12 protein-coding genes are annotated in these 18,919 nt (G+C 71.5%); 5 read left to right on the forward strand and 7 right to left on the reverse strand.

Translation table 11 applies throughout. The annotated features are described in order from the left end of the window. The first annotated feature begins 158 nt into the window (after positions 1–158). The gene (locus OG251_RS06435) at positions 159–3,458 is read left to right on the forward strand and encodes a right-handed parallel beta-helix repeat-containing protein (protein ID WP_326681172.1); all 3,300 of its coding nucleotides are present in this window, start codon (positions 159–161) and stop codon (positions 3,456–3,458) included. A gap of 64 nt (positions 3,459–3,522) precedes the next feature. Here the strand turns inward: OG251_RS06435 and OG251_RS06440 are convergent, their stop codons facing one another. Beyond that, positions 3,523–4,605 (reverse strand): DNA glycosylase AlkZ-like family protein, encoded by a 1,083-nt coding sequence (locus tag OG251_RS06440; protein ID WP_326676250.1) that lies wholly within the window; start codon positions 4,603–4,605, stop codon positions 3,523–3,525. 213 nt (positions 4,606–4,818) lie between these two features. Here OG251_RS06440 and OG251_RS06445 point away from each other — a divergent pair, with 213 nt between their 5' ends. After that, complete coding sequence (locus OG251_RS06445) at positions 4,819–6,207, forward strand: uracil-xanthine permease family protein (protein WP_326676251.1); 1,389 nt, start codon at positions 4,819–4,821, stop codon at positions 6,205–6,207. A 230-nt stretch (positions 6,208–6,437) separates the two neighbouring features. Here OG251_RS06445 and OG251_RS06450 read toward each other — a convergent pair whose 3' ends face one another. The 6 genes from OG251_RS06450 to OG251_RS06475 all read right to left on the reverse strand — a co-directional run bounded on the left by OG251_RS06450 (position 6,438) and on the right by OG251_RS06475 (position 14,080). Next, positions 6,438–7,361, reverse strand: a complete 924-nt coding sequence (locus OG251_RS06450; protein WP_326676252.1) for a GNAT family N-acetyltransferase — start codon at positions 7,359–7,361, stop codon at positions 6,438–6,440. Beyond that, a complete protein-coding gene (locus OG251_RS06455; RefSeq protein WP_326676253.1) occupies positions 7,358–9,496 on the reverse strand; it encodes a peptidase C14 in 2,139 nt (712 codons plus the stop codon). The genes OG251_RS06450 and OG251_RS06455 overlap by 4 nt, the downstream gene beginning before the upstream one ends. A 47-nt stretch (positions 9,497–9,543) precedes the next feature. After that, positions 9,544–10,383 carry an SDR family NAD(P)-dependent oxidoreductase gene (locus OG251_RS06460; protein WP_326676254.1) on the reverse strand — a complete coding sequence of 280 codons (840 nt, stop codon included), beginning with the start codon at positions 10,381–10,383 and terminating at the stop codon, positions 9,544–9,546. Positions 10,384–10,680: 297 nt separating this feature from the next. Then, positions 10,681–11,526 (reverse strand): amidohydrolase family protein, encoded by an 846-nt coding sequence (locus OG251_RS06465; protein WP_326676255.1) that lies wholly within the window; start codon positions 11,524–11,526, stop codon positions 10,681–10,683. Then, complete coding sequence (locus OG251_RS06470) at positions 11,523–12,710, reverse strand: mandelate racemase/muconate lactonizing enzyme family protein (protein ID WP_326676256.1); 1,188 nt, start codon at positions 12,708–12,710, stop codon at positions 11,523–11,525. Before OG251_RS06470 ends, OG251_RS06465 begins: the two co-directional genes overlap by 4 nt. Then, the gene (locus OG251_RS06475; protein WP_326676257.1) at positions 12,710–14,080 is read right to left on the reverse strand and encodes an aspartate aminotransferase family protein; all 1,371 of its coding nucleotides are present in this window, start codon (positions 14,078–14,080) and stop codon (positions 12,710–12,712) included. The genes OG251_RS06470 and OG251_RS06475 overlap by 1 nt, the downstream gene beginning before the upstream one ends. 312 nt (positions 14,081–14,392) lie before the next feature. Here OG251_RS06475 and OG251_RS06480 point away from each other — a divergent pair, with 312 nt between their 5' ends. The 3 genes from OG251_RS06480 (at position 14,393) to OG251_RS06490 (ending at position 18,907) form a co-directional block, all read left to right on the forward strand. Next, positions 14,393–15,250, forward strand: a complete 858-nt coding sequence (locus tag OG251_RS06480; protein WP_326676258.1) for an IclR family transcriptional regulator — start codon at positions 14,393–14,395, stop codon at positions 15,248–15,250. 208 nt (positions 15,251–15,458) lie between these two features. Further along, positions 15,459–17,615 (forward strand): peptidase C14, encoded by a 2,157-nt coding sequence (locus tag OG251_RS06485; protein WP_326676259.1) that lies wholly within the window; start codon positions 15,459–15,461, stop codon positions 17,613–17,615. A gap of 35 nt (positions 17,616–17,650) precedes the next feature. Beyond that, positions 17,651–18,907 carry a Gfo/Idh/MocA family protein gene (locus OG251_RS06490; RefSeq protein ID WP_326676260.1) on the forward strand — a complete coding sequence of 419 codons (1,257 nt, stop codon included), beginning with the start codon at positions 17,651–17,653 and terminating at the stop codon, positions 18,905–18,907. Positions 18,908–18,919: the final 12 nt, after the last annotated feature.

Raw genomic sequence — 18,919 nt, forward strand, 5'->3', positions numbered from 1 at the left:
GGCAGGCCCTTCGCGGTCCGGGAATGCCGACCACCATGGCGGGCGACCTGCGGCAACAGGCATGATGAGCCCAGCAGTTTCCCACGCCCTACATGCCGCGCGTCTCCGCCCCGTACCCACGGCGCCGGGGTCCGGGAGGTCAGAACGTGTCACGTCAGATGCTCACCGTCGCCGCCGACGGGACGGGCGACCACCGCACCGTAGGAGAGGCCGTCGCACGGGCCCGTGCCGGAGCGGTCGTCAGCATCGCTCCGGGGCGGTACGAGGAGAGCGTGACGGTCCCCGCCGCGATCACCCTGACCGCTGCCGAGGGCCGGGGAACGGTGGAGCTGGCGCCCCGGCGCGGCACGGCACTGACCCTCACCGGGGACGCCGTGATGGTCAGGGACCTGGTGCTGCGCGGCCACGACGACGAACTGCCGGTGGTCGACGCGCCGCGCGGTCAGCTCGCGATGGACCGCTGCGACGTCCACGGTGCGGCCTGGTCCGCGCTCTTCGCACGGGACGGCGGTTCGCTGGCACTGCGTCAGTGCCGGATCAGCAACCCGGCGGGCGCCGGTGTGGTCTCCACCTCCTCGGCCGAGAGCTTCCTGGAGGACTGCGTCGTCGAGCACCTCGGGACGTCCGCCGTGGTGGCCGGTGAACGGGGGCGGATCACCGCGCGCTTCAGCAAGCTGCGGGACACACAGGGCAACGGGGTGCTCACCAACGGGCAGGCCCACGTCCTGCTGGAGGACTGCGCGATATCGGCGACCGGCAAGCCGGGCGTCGCCGTCGAAGAGGAGAGTTCGGTCCGGATGGTGCGCGGCACGATCCGCAAGGCCGTCGTCGGGGTCTTCGTGAACAGCGCCGGGCCGGTCGTCCTGGAGGACGTCTCCGTCGGTGATGTCACCGGGCACGGTTTCGTTCTGGGCGGCGGCAGTTCACCGGCGCTGACCCGCTGCCGCACCGAACGGACCGGCGGACACGGTCTGCTGGTGACCGAGCGCAGCCGCGGCGTGTTCGAGGAATGCGTGTTCGCCACCGCCGAGAAGCCCGCCGTACGGGTCACCGGCTTCTCCTCGCCGGTGCTGACGGCCACCGTGGTCCAGGACGCCAAGGGCACCGGGGTGCTGCTCGACGAGGACTCGGCCGCCGAGTTCGACCGTCTGGAGGTCCGGGACTGCGGCGCCTCCGGCATCGTGATCCGCAGCGGCGCCAACCCGCTGCTGCTGCGGGCCGCCGTCACCCGGGCCGGTGGGCACGGCGTGGAGGTCGTCAAGGACGGCAGGGGGCGGCTGGAGGAGAGCGTCGTCGAGGAGTCGGGCGGCTCGGCGGTCCATGTCTCGGGGCACGGCAACCTGTACGTCGGCAAGGGCCGGCTGCGTACCTCCGCCAAGGCCGGGATCGAGATCGGGGCGCTCGGCACACTCACGCTGCGCGACACCGAGGTCGAGGGCTCCGGCGGCACCGGCGTGCACATCGCGGCCGAGGGTGAGGTGGCCGCCGTACGCGCCGTGGTGAAGGGCTCCGGTGAGTACGGCGTACTGGTGGACGCGGGCGCGCGGGCGTCCCTCAGCGCGTGCGAGGTGACCGGGTCGGGTGCCGACGGCATACGGGTGGAGGGCACCGACGCGGTGTCGCTCACCGGTTGCACCGTCCGCGGCAACCGGGGCAGCGGAGTGCGCCAGTCGGTGGCCGGCGACCGGCTCGCCGTCGAGGGGCTGACCAGCGCGGAGAACGGTTCCGCCGACGCCTGGGGCAGTGCGGAGGCCGCGGCGGCCGCGGGCGACGGACGGCTGCCCGGTGGCTCGGCCCCGGCGTCGGCCGAACCCCCCTCCGGTACGGGCCCGGTGGCCGAACTGGAGTCGCTGATCGGCCTCGACGAGGTCAAGCAGCAGGTGCTGACGCTGATCAACCTGAACCGGATGGCGCAGCGCAGGGTCAGCATCGGCATGCCCGCCCCGCCGATGAGCCGTCATCTGGTCTTCGCGGGCCCGCCCGGCACCGGCAAGACGACGGTGGCCCGGCTGTACGGATCCATCCTCGCCTCGCTCGGTGTGCTGCGCTCGGGGCATCTGGTGGAGGTGTCGCGGGCGGACCTGGTGGCGCAGATCATCGGCGGGACGGCCATCAAGACCACCGAGACCTTCAACAAGGCGCTGGGCGGGGTGCTGTTCGTCGACGAGGCGTACACCCTGCTCTCCGACGGCGGCGGCAGCGGGGCCGACTTCGGGCGCGAGGCGATCGACACACTGGTGAAGCTGATGGAGGACCACCGCGAGGACGTGGTGGTGGTGGCGGCCGGTTATCCCAAGGAGATGACGGACTTCCTGGCGTCCAACCCGGGTCTCGCGTCCCGTTTCACCCGCAGTGTCGAGTTCACCGACTACACCTCGGAGGAACTGGTCACGATCGTGGAGCGGATGTGCACCGGCCACCACTACGAACTGGACCCGGCGGCCCGTACGGCGCTGCGCACCCGCTTCGAGCGCATTCCCCGCGACGCGGGCTTCGGCAACGGCCGGACCGCCCGCAAGGTCTTCGAGGAGATGGTGGACCGGCAGGCGTCCCGGCTGTCCACCCTGCCGGAGGCCGGAGAGCGGGACCTGGCCGTGCTGACCGCGGAGGACGTAGGTGCCCCGGCGGGCGGCTCGCCGGACGACGGGCAGGACGAGGACCCGTTGCTGCGGCTGGAGGCCCTGGTAGGTCTGGCGGCCGTCAAGCGTGAGGTCGGGGACCTGGTCAACCTGCTCTCCACCGCGCGGCGCAGGAAGGAGGCAGGTCTGCCCGCGCCCCGGATCAGCAACCATCTGGTCTTCGCGGGCCCGCCCGGCACCGGCAAGACGACGGTGGCCAGGCTGTACGGCGAACTGCTGGCGTCCCTGGGCGTGTTGCCGCGCGGCCAGCTCGTGGAGGTGTCGCGCGCGGACCTGGTGGGCCGCTGGGTGGGACACACGGCGCAGCTGACCCGCGAGGTCTTCGAACGGGCGCTGGGCGGCGTCCTGTTCATCGACGAGGCGTACACCCTGACGCCCCCCTCGGGCGCCGGGTCCTCGGACTTCGGACAGGAGGCGGTCGACACGCTGCTGAAGCTGATGGAGGACCACCGGGACGAGGTGGTCGTGATCGTGGCGGGCTACACCGCGGAGATGGACCGGTTCCTGGGGTCCAATCCGGGTCTCGCCTCGCGCTTCCCCCGGCACATCGCGTTCCCCGACTACTCCTCGGACGAGTTGGTCACGATCGTCCGGCAGCACGCGGCCGACAGCGGCTACGAGTGCGCGCCGGGCACGGCCGGCGCGCTGCGGACCTACTTCGACGGTCTCCCCAGGGGCACGGCCTTCGGCAACGCTCGGCTGGCACGGCAGACGCTGGAACAGATGATGACCCATCAGGCGGGCCGGCTGAGCACGGTCGCGGCACCGAGCCTGGACGATCTGCGGCTGCTGCTCCCCGAGGACCTCTCCCCGCGCTGAGAACGGTCCCGGCCGGGCCGCTCACCGCCGGGACCGGGCGGCTCCGCCGCGGGACGGACGGCCCTCAGGCGATATGCAGACGGGCCTCGGCGGCCCCGCGGGCCTCGGCCACCGTCGCGGCCTCGGCCTCCAGCCGCTTCCTGGTGGCCGTCGTCAGCGGCCCGAAGGGCGTGACGGTCAGATCGACCCTGCGCCCGGCGGCCTTGGCGCGCCAGGTACCGGCGGGCTCCGAGCCGACCAGGAGCACACCGGGAGAGCCGATCGCGCGCCAGATCTCCTTCTCGTGGGACTTCTCCGGGGCGAGGAGCCCGCGGTCGCGTGCCTGGAGGAAGGGGTCGCCGGGCGGGAGCAGCCGGACGAGGTCCTGGTGCTCGGCCGTCAGCAGTGCCTCCAGCCGCTCGGCGGGCAGCCAGGCCGGCTTCCCCCCGACCGTCACCTCCGCCAGGCCGTCGGGCCACACCGCCCTGGCCACCGCCGGTTTCACGCCGAGGAACTTCGCGGCGTCGGCGGGGGCGGCCGGTCCGAGGAAGCGCAGATAGTCGCGGACCAGGGCGGAGGTCCCGTCGGCCGCCGACGGCAGCGGATAGCCCGGCTCCAGTGGGGCGAGCGTGGTCGTGCCCCGCATGGTGACCCCGACGGCGCCGGGCAGCCCGGCCTGCTGGAAGAGCAGTCCGGAGATGTGCCGCGCACCGCAGGTGGCGCACCGGAACGTCAGCGAGGGGGGTACCGCCGCACTGACCGCGGTGCTCACCTCGCCCTTGGCCATCGGCTCGGTCACCACCGCACGCAACGCCTCGGCGGTGGCGCGGAAGGCCGCCAGGCCGAGCTTCGCGCCCTCCTTGATCACGGTGCTGCTGATCCGCGCCGTCGCGTCGGCGTCGTCGACCGGCCAGAGCGCGGTCGCGAGAGCGGGGAGGTCCGCACGCCGGTGCAGATGGGGCGCGCCGCGGAACGACCAGAGCAGCTCCAGCCCGTCGGCGGACGCGCCGCGCGCGGCGAGTGCGAGCCGCGCCGAACCGCTCGGGGTGTCCTGCGCTCCCAGGACCAGCACCGCCGGCTCGGGAGAGGAGCGGTCGAGCTGGTGCGCCGCGACCCGGTAGGCCAGGACCTGCTCGCGTGACACCGTGGTCCGGTCCGCTCCGCTCACGCGGGGCCCCTTCCTGTGTGGACGTCCCGGTGGCCGCTTCCCGGCGCACCCGTGCGGAACGCTCCTGCCGTTGTGCCGTAGAACCTACCGGGACACCGCTCCCCTGGCGTCCGGCCACGCGACCAGCCCTTAGCATGGCTCCGATCATTTCCGCTGGTGAACCCGGATGTCCGCACCGGGCCGGCACTCCGCACAGACCTACAGGGAGCAACCATGAGCCTCGGCGTGCGCTGGACGTTGCACGGCGACGGGAAGAACCTGGCGCCGGGCGAGGTCGTGAGACCGGACGAACGGCTCACCTGGGGGCGCACCGCCGGGCTGGGCGCGCAGCATGTCGTCTCGATGATCGGGGCCTGCTTCGTCGCTCCCATCCTGATGGGCCTCGACGCCAACCTCGCCGTGATGGCGTCCGGCGTGGCCACCATCCTCTTCCTGCTGATCACCCGTGGCCGTATCCCCAGCTATCTCGGCAGCAGCCTGTCGTTCATCGGTGTCGCCGCCGTGATCAAGACGCAGGGCGGCGACGCGGCGACCCTCACCGGCGCGCTGCTGGTCGTCGGCGCGGTGCTCTTCCTGTGCGGTGCGGTCGTCCGCGCGGTCGGCGCCCGTGTCATCCACGCCGTGCTGCCCCCGGTGGTCACGGGTGCGGTGGTCATGCTCATCGGGTTCAACCTGGCTCCCGTCACCGCGGGCACCTACTGGCCCCAGGACCAGTGGACCGCGCTGCTCACGATGCTCTTCACGGGCTTCGCCCTGGTCGTGCTGCGCGGCTTCTGGTCGCGTATCGCGATCTTCCTCGGGCTGGCCTTCGGGTACGGCCTCTCCTGGGTCCTCGACCGCGTCTTCGGCAAGATCCACTCCCCCGCGGGCGGCGCCGAGGCGGTCGACCACTGGCGGCTTGACCTCTCGGGGGTGGGCCGGGCCGACTGGATCGGGCTGCCCTCGTTCCACGCCCCGAGCTTCTCCCTCTCGGCGGTTCTGGTCGCCCTGCCCGTCGTCATCGCGCTCATCGCGGAGAACGCCGGACACGTCAAGGCCGTCGGCGAGATGACCGGCGATCCCCTGGACGACAAGCTCGGCACGGCGATCATGGCCGACGGCGCCGCCACGGTGATGTCGACGTCCGTCGGCGGGCCCGCCACGACCACGTACGCCGAGAACATCGGTGTCATGGCCGCCACCCGTGTCTACTCGACCGCCGCCTACTGGTGCGCCGCCGGTTTCGCGATCCTGTTCGGGCTCTGCCCCAAGTTCGGCGCCGTCGTGGCCGCCATCCCGGGCGGTGTCCTCGGCGGCATCACCGTCATCCTCTACGGCATGATCGGCCTGCTCGGCGCCCAGATCTGGGTCCGGTCCCGCGTCGACCTCACCAATCCCCTGCACCTGGTGCCGGTGGCCGCCGGACTCATCGTCGGGATCGGCAATGTCAGCCTGAGCCTCACCGACAACTTCGAACTCAGCGGCATCGCGCTGGGCACGCTGATCGTCGTCATCGGCTACCACGCGCTGCGCGTCCTGGCCCCCGCGCACATGACGCACGAGCCGCCGATCGGCGAGTCGGGCGAGCAGGGGTACGACCGGGGCCGCCCCGACCCGTCCTGATCCCTCCCGGCGCCGCCGGCCCGGAGGGCGGGCCGGGCAGGTGCCGGAGAACGTACGGCTCAGCCCGGTTCGGCCTCGACGAGGCCGCCGGCCCGCCGGGTACCGCCCTCGGCCCGTGCCTGGGCGCGCAGTTCGGCCGAGCGGCGCCCCACCCGTCGGCCACCGGAGGCGGCTCCCGCAAGCAGCGGCGGGGAAGCGGCACTTGGCCCCCCTCCCCGCCCTCCCACGGATCAGAAGCAGTCGCCGTACCAGTGGACCGCTCCGGGGGCGGTGACCGTGTCCCGGACCTCCGCGGCCGTCGCGAGCAGGGGCCGGGCCATCCCGACGTACTCGTCCACGGAGCGCGGCTCCACAAGGAGCGCGGACCACGCGTCGGCGGTGCCGGGCAGCCGGACCCGTGCGCGGCCGAGTCCCGCCGCGCGGGCCCGGTCGGCGACCGCTGCGAGCAGGTCGTCCAGGCACCCGGCCGCGCCGGCGAACTCGCGTACCTCCGCGCACTCCTGCGTGTACTGCGCCACGAGCCGGCCGACGACGGCGCCCGTCGCCGGGTCCTCGGCCACCAGTGACCGTTCCAGCGGGCCGTACCAGGCGGGGACGCGGACCGCCCAGTCCTCGGGGGCGCGCAGCGAGGTCAGGGGCCGGGTCGCGTGGGCGGCGGCGTGCAGGCCGGTCACCGCCGCCAGGTCCGCGGCCGTGGCCTCGCGGACCCGGTACGCCCCGGTGGGCTCCGACCCGGTGATCGCGCCTTCGGTGTACGTGCTGCGGAACTCCTGCCAGCCCGACCCCCGGTACACCCCGGGAGTGCCGGTGAACAGCAGCGACCAGGCGCATTCCTCGGCCACCATGGTCCGCGCGGCCTCCGCGAGCAGCAGCCGTACGAGTCCCCGGCCCCTGGCCTCCGGCCGGGTGGCGACGCTGCCGATGCCGCCGACGCGCCGGGGAGTGCCGTGCGCGTCCCGGATCAGGCGCGGTACGTAGACCACGACCGCGTCGATGCCGCCGTCCGGGCCGGACTCCGCGACGAAGGTGTGGCGGTGGCGGTCCGGGTCCAGCGCGTGAAGGGCGGTGATCTGCGGGGCGTCGAAGCAGGTGCCCCACAGGGCGCGCAGGGCGGGTTCGTCGGCGGGAGTGGTGGTCCGCAGCCGTACGGTCACCGGAGGAGGTTCCCGTCCGTGCGGGCCGAGTCACCGCTCTGCGGCATGGCGGTGCGCCGGGTGCCGTGCTCCACGCAGGTGGTGTGCAGCGCGGAGGCCAGGGCGGTGGGTGCCAGATGGAGCACGCCGCCGGTGAAGCGGCTGCCGGTCGCCGCGTAGTGGTTGGTGCCGTCCTCGATGCGGACATGGGCCGTCGCGGCGTCGGTGGTGGAGCTGTTGAGGGCCGTGATGTCCCAGGTGACGGTGGCCGGACCCGCGGCGCGGCCGAGGAATGCCCCGGCCCTGTTGCTGCCGGTGAACCGGGCGCCCGAGGTGACGGTGACGGACTGGTCGCGTACGGCGCTGACTTCGAAGCCGGTGTTCCCGTAGCTGCCGCCGTCGATCCTGAGGTCGGCCGAGCCCACGGAGAGCGGGGCCGCGTCGTCGGCCCCGGTGACCGTGCAGTCGGTGAAGCGCACGGGTCCGGCGCCGCGCAGGATCGCTCCGTCGACCCCCTTGAACGTGCAGCGCACGAAGTGGACGGGGGCGGTGACCGGGGTCTGGACGAGGACCGCTCCGGCGGGCGGCTCGAAGGAGCAGTCGCTGATGACGGTGGGCCGGGTGGAGCGGGCGGAGCGCTGGGCGACGGCGAAGGTCTTCGCGGTGCAGCCGCGCACCTGCGCGCCGTCCGCGTTCACGGTGAGAGTGCCCGCCTGGTCGAATGTCGGGCGGGCGATCACCGTGATGTCTTCGAGCGTCAGATCGGTGATCTTGGTGTTCGCGGTGAACCAGGAGCAGACGTGCCGGCGCACGGTGATGCGCTTGGCCGATATCCCCCACTGCGCACCGGAGTTGGCGAGGTCCATCAGTCCGGAGTTGCCGTCGAAGAGCAGGTCGTGCTCGTACTGGCCGTGGGTGGTGAACGGGTTGCCGCCGGCGTCGTCACCGTCACCGTGGCAGTTGACGACGGTGCAGTAGGCGGAGGCGGTCAGATCGTTGAGGTGGCGGACGTTGCTGGTGGTGCAGTCGGCGACCCGTCCGTACAGGCAGTAGATCTGCTGGGTGAGATAGCCCGCGCCGCCGTACTCGACGGTCGGCGGGTTCTTCAGGGAGCACTGCTCGGTACGGAACCGGGTGCACCAGCGGCGCATGATGACCGGCCAGAAGCTGCCGGTGGCGTGGATGCCGGAGACATCGCACCCGACGGCGTACTCGTAGCTGACGGGGTGCGAGCCGGTGTACTCGTCGTCGCCCGCGCCCTCGAAGTCCATGTTGCGGACATGGGCGTTCACGACCGGCTCCACGCGCCTCCAGGTCAGCCTGCGCCCGGCGGCCAGCTCCCAGCCGTTGAGGTAGCCGATCCTGATGTGGGTGGCGTCGATGATCTCGGTGATCTCGACCATCTTCTGGAGCTCGCGCTCGTCCGCGCCGCCGCCCTCGACCGGGGCGACCTGCACGGCCCACCACTGGCCGACCGCGAAGGCCCTGGAGTCCGGGACCGGGAAGGTGTCGGTGAGTTCGATGACCTTGGCGGCGAGCGCGTGCTCGACCTTGGTGTCGGTGGTGGTGCCGCGGAAGGAGAGGACGGCGCCGAAGGGGTTGTCGTGGGTGTTCTTCTCGATGCCTTCGGTGTGGATGTGGTGTCCGCCGAAGTCGAGTTCGATGTGGGAGCGGGTGAAGAGGTGGCGTCGGGTGAAGAGGAGGTCGGTGTGGGCTTCGATGCGGTGGACGGTGGGGTCGTGGACCATCGCGTCGAGTGCGGTGTCGGCGGGGGTTTTGGCGTCGAAGTGTCCGAAGGTGCGGAAGTCGACGGTGCCGGTGTGGAGCTGGTGCCAGCGTCCGGTGGTGGGGTTCTTGGCGGGGGTGATGACGGTGCCGCCGTTGTGGGTGGCTCGGGAGGTCCTGTTCCAGCGGACGGCCATGGCTCCGCCGTCGGCGGGGGTGTGGTGGCCCGCGACGAGGACCACGGTGCCCTCGGTGAGGTGTTGGGTGTTCAGGGCGCGCAGTGCGGTGACGGTGTCGACGCGGGTGACGTCGGCGGCGTGTCCGGGAGCGGCCTGCGCGGAGCCGGAGGCCACGGCCGAACCGGCCACGACCAGACCGGCGAGACCCGAGGCCCGCAACAGATGACGGCGTGACGATGCTGGGACTGACATGACGGAGGTGCTCCTCGCGTTGTCGTGGGACCGGATGACCGGTGACGTCAGATCGTGTTGCGGTAGGGCGGCATGAACCGCATGCGCGGCATCTGGTCGGCGAGGACTCCTCCGTCGACGACGATCCGCGCCCCGGTGAGATAGGCGCCCGCGTCCGAGGCCAGGAGCAGCAGTGCGCCCACGCACTCGTCGGGGCGCGCGTAGCGGCCGAGCGGGATGCGCTCGCGGTACGCGGACTCGAAGGCTTCCCGGTCGAAGGGGAACTCGCCGTCGATGGGTGTCTCGACCATGCCGGGTGCCAGGGTGTTGGCCGTGATGCCGTGCGGGGCGAGTTCGACGGCCAGGGTTTCCGTGAGCAGTTGGGCGGCGGCCTTGGAGGCGTTGTAGTGGGCCAGTCCGGCCTCCGCCACCAGGGCGTTCTTCGAGGTGATGGTGATGATGCGGCCCGCGACGCCGTCCGCCGTCATGTGTTCGGCGATGCGCTGACTGAGGAAGAACACCGCGTCGACGTTGACCCGCATGATGTGTGACCAGCTCGCGGGGGTGATCTCGTTGAACCGTTCCAGGGCTGCCGTGCCCGCGTTGTTGACCAGGATGTGCAGCGGTCCGGTCTCGGCCCGTACGGTGTCGGCGAACCCGGCCAGCGCGTCGATGTCGGCGAGGTCCTGCCCGTACGTCCAGGTCCGGCGGCCGAGTGCGCCGATCGCCGCCGCGGTCTCGGTGATCCCGTCGGCGCCGGGCAGGTCGACGAGGACCACGTCGGCGCCCGCCTCGGCGAGGCCCACGGCGAAGGACCGGCCCAGGCCGCGGGCGGCCCCGGTGACGAGGGCGGTGCGGCCGGTGAGGTCGAAGCGCTCGGTGCCGCGGGGCGGTACGGCTGCGGTCATGGCGGGTTCCTCCAGGCGGAGCGGTACGGGGAGGTGGGCCGCCGCGCCGGACCAGGGAAGGGGACGCGGCGGCCCTGCTGCCGGCCGGTGCCAGGGGACGGGGGGCGTCCCGGCTCCAGGCCGACAGGTCGAGGGGAACGGCGGGCCGCGGGGTGCGGCCCGGCCGTTCGGAGCGACCGGGCCGTCGGACACGGCCCGGCCGTTCGGGGGAACCGGCGGGCCGTCGGACACGGCCCGGCCGTTCGGGGGAACCGGCGGGCCGCGGTGTGCGGTCCGCCGGTTCGGGGAACGGCGCGGTCAGCCGTTCAGGCCCAGCAGGTCCAGCGACGGCCGGTGGATGATCTCCTCCACCTTGTCCGCGTCGAGGGGCGGCAGCCCGGGGATGCCGGGGATGCGGGCGATCTCCCGCAGACCCTTCACCGAGTCGTCGACCGTCGTGAACGGGTAGTCGCTGCCGAACATCACCTTGTCGAAGACCCCGTAGTCCTGGACCAGCCGCAGGCTGTGCCAGAGCTGGAAGGGCCGGTAGTGCAGGGCGCTGATGTCCGCGTACACGTGCGGGTGCTTGCGGATCACCGCGATGCACTCGCCCTCGAAGGGGTGGCCGAGGTGGGCGAGGACCATGCGCAGTTCCGGATGGCGGATGGCGACCGCGTCCAGGTGGCGGGGCATCGCCCATTCCAGCGGGGCGTTCGACACGAAGGTGGTGCCGGTGTGGACGAGGAGCGGCAGCCCGTGCCGTTCGGCGTAGGCGTACAGCTCGTCGTACTCCTCGGCGGCCGGGTCGAAGCCCGCGTACATCGGCATCAGCTTGATGCCGCGCAGACCGAGTTCCTGGTGGCCGTAGCGGAGTTCGTCCTGCCAGCCGGGCTGGGTGGGGTCGAGGGAGAGGTAGCCGATCAGCCGGTCGGGGTGCTTCGCGGCGTACGACGCCACGGCGGCGTCGTCGACCCAGAGTCCGCTGCGGCGGGCCTTGCCGCCGACGACGACGGTGCGGGTGGACGCGGGCGCGGTGGCCGCGTAGTCCTCCCACTTCACCGTCAGATCGACCTCGCCCTCGTGGGCGCGGGCGGAGTCGGAGCTGAAGGGTTCGGTGAAGTCGTGGCTGTGCCGGAAGAGGTGCGAGTGGACGTCGACGATCATGTCCGGTTCCGCTTCTCCCAGCCGTCCGCGAACATGTTCCAGAAGCGGTGGCTGGGCGGGTGTTCCTCGAAGACCTCGTCGACGAGTTCGACTCCGAGACCGGGGGCGGTCGGCAGGCCGATGTGGCCGTCCGCCATCGGCAGGGTGCCCTTCAGGGCGTCGAAGACGAAGGGCTCCAGGAGCCCGTCGAAGGTTTCGAGGATCTTGAAGTTGGGGATTCCGAGCGCCGCGTGTACGGAGACGGTGGTGCAGAGCGGCGAGTTGGAGTTGTGCGGTGCGACGAGCATGCCGTGGGTATCGGCGATCGCGGCCAGTTTCCTCACCTCGGTGAAGCCGCCGGCCATCGACAGGTCGGGCTGGATGATGTCGACCGCGTTGGTGGCGAAGAGCTGCTTGTACTCGTAGCGGTTGTGGAAGTGCTCACCACCGGAGATCGGGAAGGCGGCGCGCTGGCGCAGTTCCGCGTACCGCTCGATGTGGGTCCAGGGCATCGGCTCCTCGAACCAGCCGATGTCGAAGGGCTCCAGCTCGCGCACCAGCCGTGCCGCGGTCGGCATGGCGAAGCGGGCGTGGCCCTCGATGAAGAGGTCGATGTCCGGGCCGATGGCTTCGCGGACGGCGGCCACCAGGTCGACGGAGCGGCGCAGTTCGGCGCGCTCCAGCTCATGCAGCCCGGGGCCGAACGGGTCGAACTTGAGCGCGGTGAAGCCCTTGGCCACGGTCTCCTTCGCCTTGGCCGCGAAGATCTCGGGCTCCCGCTCGCCGGTGTACCAGCCGTTGGCGTAGACGCGTACGGTGTCGCGGCAGGCGCCGCCGGTCAGGCGGTACGCGGGCACGCCGAGCGCCTTGCCCATCAGGTCGTACATGGCCTGGTCGAGGCCGGACAGGGCGACGCCGCCCATGTCGCCGCCGCGCAGGAAGTCGCCCTGGTAGACGCGGAGCCAGAGCTCCTCGATGTCGAAGGGGTCGGCGCCGATGAGGTGTCGCCGGGCGAGCGCCTCGGTGAGGGCGCAGACCTCACGTACCCGGTAGGGGTGGGTGATCTCGCCGATGCCGCTGAGGCCCTCGTCGGTGTGGACCCGGACGTATCCGAAGTCCCGCCAGGAGGTGCCGAGCATCAGGGTCTCGACGCGGGTGATGCGTCCGGCGGGGCCGGCCGGACGGGTGCGGTTGACGGTCAGCATCAGAGGGTCGCTCCGCCCATGGTGGAGGTGTTCTCCAGGTCGCGGGCGCCGCCCTCGGCGAGGACCGCCGTGACGGCCGCCTCGGTGCCCTCGATCAGGCGGTCGACATCGGCGTCGGTGTGCGCGTAGCTGATGTGGCTGCGCTTGAGGTTGAGCGGCAGCTCGAACAGGCCGTGCTCCAGCAGCTTGCGGCGGTAGCCGACGAAGAGCGAGGCGTCGTTGTTCAGGAGGTCGGCGTACGTACGGGGGGCCTCGCCCGGCATGAAGTAGCTGACGAAGACGGAGCCGTATCCGGTGACGACCGCCGGGACACCGAGGCGTCCGTACAGGGCGGTCAGTTCGGTACGGACGCGGTCGCCGAGCCGGAAGACGTGGTCGTGGACCGGCTCCTCGCGGAGCTTGCGCAGGGTGGCCAGCGCGGCGGCGACGACGGACGGGTGTCCGTTGTACGTACCGGCGAAGAACGCGGGGGCGCCGGGGCGGGTGGAGAAGAGGTCCATCAGGTCGGCGCGGCCGCCGATCGCGCCGACGGGGGCGCCGTTGGCGATGGCCTTGCCGAGGGTGGTGAGGTCGGGGGTGACGCCGGAGATCTGCTGCCAGCCGCCGATGCTGTGACGGAAGCCGGTGATGACCTCGTCGAAGATCAGGATGCTGCCGGCCCTGGTGGTCTCCTCGCGCAGCGTGGTGAGGAACTCCTGATAGGGCAGGAGGGCGCCGACGTTGTGCGGGACGGGTTCGACGATGACGGCGGCGATGTCGGAGCCGTGTTCGGCGAAGGTGCGGCGGACGGCCTCGCTGTCGTTGAACGGCAGGACGAGGGTGGCTTCGAGGACCTCGGGCAGGATGCCGGTGGAGATCGGGTCGTGGCCGCCGACCTTGTCCGGGGCGGAGATGACGTTGAGGCTGACCGAGTCGTGCCAGCCGTGGTAGCAGCCCTGGAACTTGACCACGAGGCGGCGGCCGGTGGCTGCGCGGGAGACGCGCAGCGCGTGGAACGTGGCCTCGCTGCCGGTGCTGGTGAGCAGGACCTTCTCGATCGAGGGGATCAGCTCGGTGAGCTGTTCGGCGAGGAGGACCTCTCCCTCGGTGACGCCGACGCCCATGTGGCCGAGCGTGGCGCCGGCTTCGGCGGTGGCCCGGGCCACGTCGGGGTCGTTGTGGCCGAGCAGCGGCGGGCCGAACGCCGAGTGGAAGTCGGTGTACTCGCGTCCGTCGGCGGTACGGAACCGCGCGCCGTCGGTGCCGGTGACCACCAGGTCGGTCAGTCCGGGAACGCTGCGCTGACCGCTGTTCACGCCGCCGGGTACGACCTGGCGGGCGCGCTCGGCGAGTCGGGCTCCGGATTCGTTGCCCACCGGGCCTGAACTCATGGTGCTTGCTCCTTGCGTCGAGAGTCGTCGGTTTTCGCGGACCCTGCCCGGCCCGTGAGTCCCTGGCGCCATCCGCCCGGCAGTCGCCGCAGGAAGAGGGTGATCCGTGGTGCTCGTGGTGCTGCGTCTCAGATTTTCAAAACGCTGTTCTGTAGAGCAGAACAGTGCCTGGATATTACGTCCGCCCCCGAGGGGGGTCAACCCCCTTCCGGACAACAAAACGCCGATTACTGGCCTTTCCTGGGCCCTCACGGGACCTTCACGGTCACAGAGGGTCCGCTCGGACCCCGGCAGGCACTACGCTGTTCTGCTATGACGAACAGTGCTGCCCAAGAAGAACCGAAGTACTGGGTCAAGAGCGTGGCCAGGGCAGCGGACATCCTCGAAGCGCTCGCCGCCCCCTCCCAGGGGAACGGTCTGAGCGTCACCGAGGTCGGCCAGGTCTGCTCCATCTCCAAGAGCGCGGCCTTCGGCATGCTCCAGACCCTGCGCGCCTACGGCCTCGTCTCGGACGACGGCGAGGGCATGAACCGGCGCTACCGGCTCGGCATGAGCCTGGCCAGACTCGGCGACCGGGCCCGCTCCCAGGTCTCCCTGCGCGGTGTCGCCCACCCGGTCCTGCGCGACCTCACCGGCCTCACCGGCATGGCCTCGCGGCTCGCCGTGCCCGAGGACGGGCATGCCGTGGTGGTGGACCAGGTCGAGCTCGACCAGCGCGTCCGGCTGGACCTGCGGATGGGCCAGCGCGAGCTGCCGCACTGCACGGGCCTGGGCAAGGCCCTGCTGTCCGCCGTGGGGCAGAGCGAGGCCGCCGCGGTCATCGAGCGGTTCGGACTGCCCCGCCGCACGGCACGGACCATCACCGATCCGGCCACGTTCCTGTCCCACCTGCGCGACATCGCCCGGGTCGGCTACGCCCTGGACGACGAGGAGGACGCCGAGGGCATCATCTGCATCGGCGCGCCGGTCTTCGACGACCGTTCGGTGTGCGCGGGCGCGGTCAGCATCACCGGACTGAAGCTCGGCCTGCCGGCCTGGCGCTACCAGGAACTGGGCGGCCAGGTACGCGACGCGGCACGGCGGATCAGCCGGTCGCTGGGCTGGATCGACGACACGGCGGAGGACTCCTCCGACGCCGCCCGGGAAGATTCCGACGCGATCAGGTCTTGACCGATCGGCATCACCGGCCGTAGGTTCCCTGCCAACCCCGGTGACACCCACAGGTCACCGGTGATTTACCCCTTCCGGCCCGCTTCCGACACCTGCCCATCGTGTCGTGGACATCCGACGGCCGGACCCTTTTGAGCCATCCGCCTCATGGCAGTCCCCCGCAGGAACGCTCCCTCGTTTTCGGCACTTCTCGGAAGGCGAAGTCCGCATGAGCGTTCCCACCAGTCCCACTCCCGCGCAGTCCAGCCGCCGTCATCTGTTGCGGGCCTCGGGTCTCGCCGGTCTGGTCGTGGCCGGTTCGGCCGTGGCCTCCGGCTCCGCGCAGGCCGCTCCCGGACACGCCGCCGACGTCACCCGCGTCGACACCGTCACCGCACTGCGCGCCCTGAACACCCAACACCTCACCGAGGGCACCGTGGTCCTCGTCGCGGGCCACCACACCCCCGCCGACGGCGGAGCCATGGCCGTCCGCTGGAACAGGACCTCCCGAGCCACCCACAACGGCGGCACCGTCATCACCCCCGCCAAGAACCCCACCACCGGACGCTGGCACCAGCTCCACACCGGCACCGTCGACTTCCGCACCTTCGGACACTTCGACGCCAAAACCCCCGCCGACACCGCACTCGACGCGATGGTCCACGACCCCACCGTCCACCGCATCGAAGCCCACACCGACCTCCTCCTCACCCGACGCCACCTCTTCACCCGCTCCCACATCGAACTCGACTTCGGCGGACACCACATCCACACCGAAGGCATCGAGAAGAACACCCACGACAACCCCTTCGGCGCCGTCCTCTCCTTCCGCGGCACCACCACCGACACCACGCACACCCACAAGCTGGGCGCGCCGATGCCGGACCTGTCCGACCTCTTCGAGGTCGGCGACTCGGGGAAGTTCGCGGTCGGCCAGTGGTGGGCCGTGGAGACCGACGCGCTGGCGGGGAAGTACGAGAAGGAGATCCAGCGGCTCGTCCAGGTCACCGGGATCGTCGACGCCACGCACATCCGGGTCAACTACCAGATCGGCTGGGACCTGGCCGCGGGGCGCACCCTGAGCTGGACCCGTATCGAGCCCGTCGACCGTGCCCATGTCCGCAACATGGTCTTCGAGGGCTGGGGCGAGGACGAGATGACCGGCTCGCATCCGGTCGCGTACGAGTACGCGGTGCGCTGCGACGTCTCCGGGATCGAGGCCATCGGCACCTTCTGGCCGGTGGTGATGCGCCGCTGGTGCACGTACTACCGCACCGAGCAGTGCTCGCTGACCAACCCCAAGTCCGTGACCTACGGCGGGGCGGGCTATCTCACCCAGCAGATCTACTGTCTGTACGGGCACGTGGAGGACTGTCACACCTCCAACGCCCGTCACCTCAACGACTTCACGGCCTCCGCGTACTGCTACGTGACCAACTGCCACGGCGACGGTGACGACGAGGGCCCGTTCGTCACGCACGGTCAGTTCGAGCACGATCTCGTCTACACCGGCAACTCCGGGCTGATGACGTTCGCCAACTCCGGTGCCGCGTGGGGCGGCAGGGCCAAGCGGATCACGGTCCGCAGGCACTCCTGTTCCTGGTTCGTGGCCCGGGTCAAGATCACCGATCTGACCCTGGAGGACGTGCACGTCGTCGGCAAGAAGTCGCTCGCGGGCTCCGGAATGCTCTGGGTCAACGCGGACGGTGTACAGCTGCGCGGCTGCACCGCCAGTGGACCGCTGATCGTCTCCCGCGCCTCGGACCTCTCCACCCGCCCCAATGTGATCGCCGACTCCTCGTTCGCGTTCGCCGCGGGTGCCGAGATCACCCAGGCCAGTGTCTCCGCCCCGGTCACGATCGCGCGGACGGTGCTCAAGGGCGTCGACGGCGCGGTGTTCAACGGCACCGGGCCCCTCGTGCTCGACCAGTGCACGCTGTCCGGCTCGAAGGACACCGCTCCCGTCTCCCTCGCGCACACGGACATCACGGTGCTCGGCGGCGAACTCCGCGACACGGGACTGAAGCTGACCTCGGCGAAGGACCAGCGGCTGCGGGTCGACGGCACCCGGATCAACGGCACCAACAAGGACGGCGCGCTCCTCTCCCGTACCGGAGCCGGCCGCGCCGTCGACTGGCAGCTGACCGGGCTCGACTCCACCGCCCCCGGCGGCACCGCCCATCTGCGCCTCGCCGAGGGCCCCAACCGCTACCGGGCCACCGGGTGCACCTTCACCGGTGGCGGGCTCGACCTGCGGCCCGCGGCCTTCGCCGGTTCCGACAGCCATCTGCTGCACACCGGCTGCGTCGAGAACGGCACCGAGCGCACCGCGCTGCCCGACGAGGGCGACCGCGTCGCCCACACCGCGGCCAATCTGCGCTTCTGAGCGCCCCGACCACTGAGTCCGAGGAGGCAATCCCCGTGTCCACGCATACCCCGATCACCGGCCGGCCCGTACGGGTCGCCCTCGTCGGCGCCGGTAACCGCGGTCTGACGTACGCCGAGTGGATCAAGGCCCACCCGGAGCGCGCCGAACTCGTCGCCGTCGCCGACCCGCGTCCGGCCGCGCGGGCCGCCGCGGGCGCCCCCGTCGAATTCGACGACTGGCGGCCGCTCGTCGAGAACCGCATCGCCGACGCCGTCATCGTCGCCACCCAGGACCGCTTCCATGTCGAGCCCGTACTGGCCCTGGCCGAGGCCGGGTACGCGATCCTCGCCGAGAAGCCGCTCGCCCCGACCGAGGACGAGACCCGGCGGATCGTCGAGGGCGTGGAGCGGGCCGGAGTCCTCTTCGCCGTCTGCCACGTCATGCGGTACACGCCCTACACCGACCTGGTGAAGGGCGTGGTGGACTCCGGCGTCCTCGGCCAGCTGGTCTCCCTCGACCACCTGGAGCCGGTCGGCTGGTGGCACTACGCGCACAGCTATGTGCGTGGCCCGTGGCGCAGCGAGAAGGACTCGTCCCCGATGCTGCTCGCCAAGTCCTGCCACGACCTGGACTGGATCACCTATGTCATGGGCGGCCGGATCGAGCAGGTCACCGGGTTCGGCGGACTGAAGCACTTCCGGCCGGAGAACGCCCCGGCCGGGTCCGCCGACCGCTGTCTGGACTGCGCGGTGGAGTCCGACTGCCCGTACAGCGCGCTGAAGCTGTACATGCCCACGCTGCGCGAGAAGGGCGCGGTCTGGCCGGTCACCCATGTCACCGAGGCGACGGACGAGGCCGGGCTGGTGCAGGCGTTGCGGGAGGGCCCGTACGGCGTCTGCGCCTACCGCAGCGACAACGACGTGGTGGACCACCAGGTCATCGCCATGCAGCTGACGGACGGGGTGACCGCGACCTTCCAGATGGTGGCGTTCACCGAGCAGACCCACCGGCAGACCCGGATCTTCGGCTCGCACGGCTGGCTGCGCGGTGACGGTGAACGGGTCACCGTGCAGGACTTCCGCACGGGCGCCACGACCGTCCATGAACTGGGCGAGTCCGGTTCGAACGCGGCCGACGGGCACGGCGGCGGGGACGCCGCGCTGGTCGAGGCGTTCGTCACCGCTGTCGCCACCGGGGACGCCGGGGCCGTCCGCTCCGGCCCCGCCACTTCGCTCGGCAGCCATCTGGCGGCCTTCGCCGCCGAACGCGCCCGCCACACCGGCACCGTCCAGCAGGTGCCCCTCGCATGACACCCCTTTGTC

Source organism: Streptomyces sp. NBC_01237, from assembly GCF_035917275.1.
Taxonomy (GTDB): Bacteria; Actinomycetota; Actinomycetes; order Streptomycetales; family Streptomycetaceae; genus Streptomyces.

What these genes read in the sequence shown, in the direction of transcription:
- OG251_RS06475 (WP_326676257.1), bottom strand. Translation starts at nt 14,080, where the DNA reads ATGAGTTCAGGCCCGGTGGGCAACGAATCCGGAGCCCGACTCGCCGAG.
- OG251_RS06485 (WP_326676259.1), top strand. Translation starts at nt 15,459, where the DNA reads ATGAGCGTTCCCACCAGTCCCACTCCCGCGCAGTCCAGCCGCCGTCAT.
- OG251_RS06435 (WP_326681172.1), top strand. Translation starts at nt 159, where the DNA reads ATGCTCACCGTCGCCGCCGACGGGACGGGCGACCACCGCACCGTAGGA.
- OG251_RS06460 (WP_326676254.1), bottom strand. Translation starts at nt 10,383, where the DNA reads ATGACCGCAGCCGTACCGCCCCGCGGCACCGAGCGCTTCGACCTCACC.
- OG251_RS06465 (WP_326676255.1), bottom strand. Translation starts at nt 11,526, where the DNA reads ATGATCGTCGACGTCCACTCGCACCTCTTCCGGCACAGCCACGACTTC.
- OG251_RS06455 (WP_326676253.1), bottom strand. Translation starts at nt 9,496, where the DNA reads ATGTCAGTCCCAGCATCGTCACGCCGTCATCTGTTGCGGGCCTCGGGT.
- OG251_RS06480 (WP_326676258.1), top strand. Translation starts at nt 14,393, where the DNA reads ATGACGAACAGTGCTGCCCAAGAAGAACCGAAGTACTGGGTCAAGAGC.
- OG251_RS06470 (WP_326676256.1), bottom strand. Translation starts at nt 12,710, where the DNA reads ATGCTGACCGTCAACCGCACCCGTCCGGCCGGCCCCGCCGGACGCATC.
- OG251_RS06445 (WP_326676251.1), top strand. Translation starts at nt 4,819, where the DNA reads ATGAGCCTCGGCGTGCGCTGGACGTTGCACGGCGACGGGAAGAACCTG.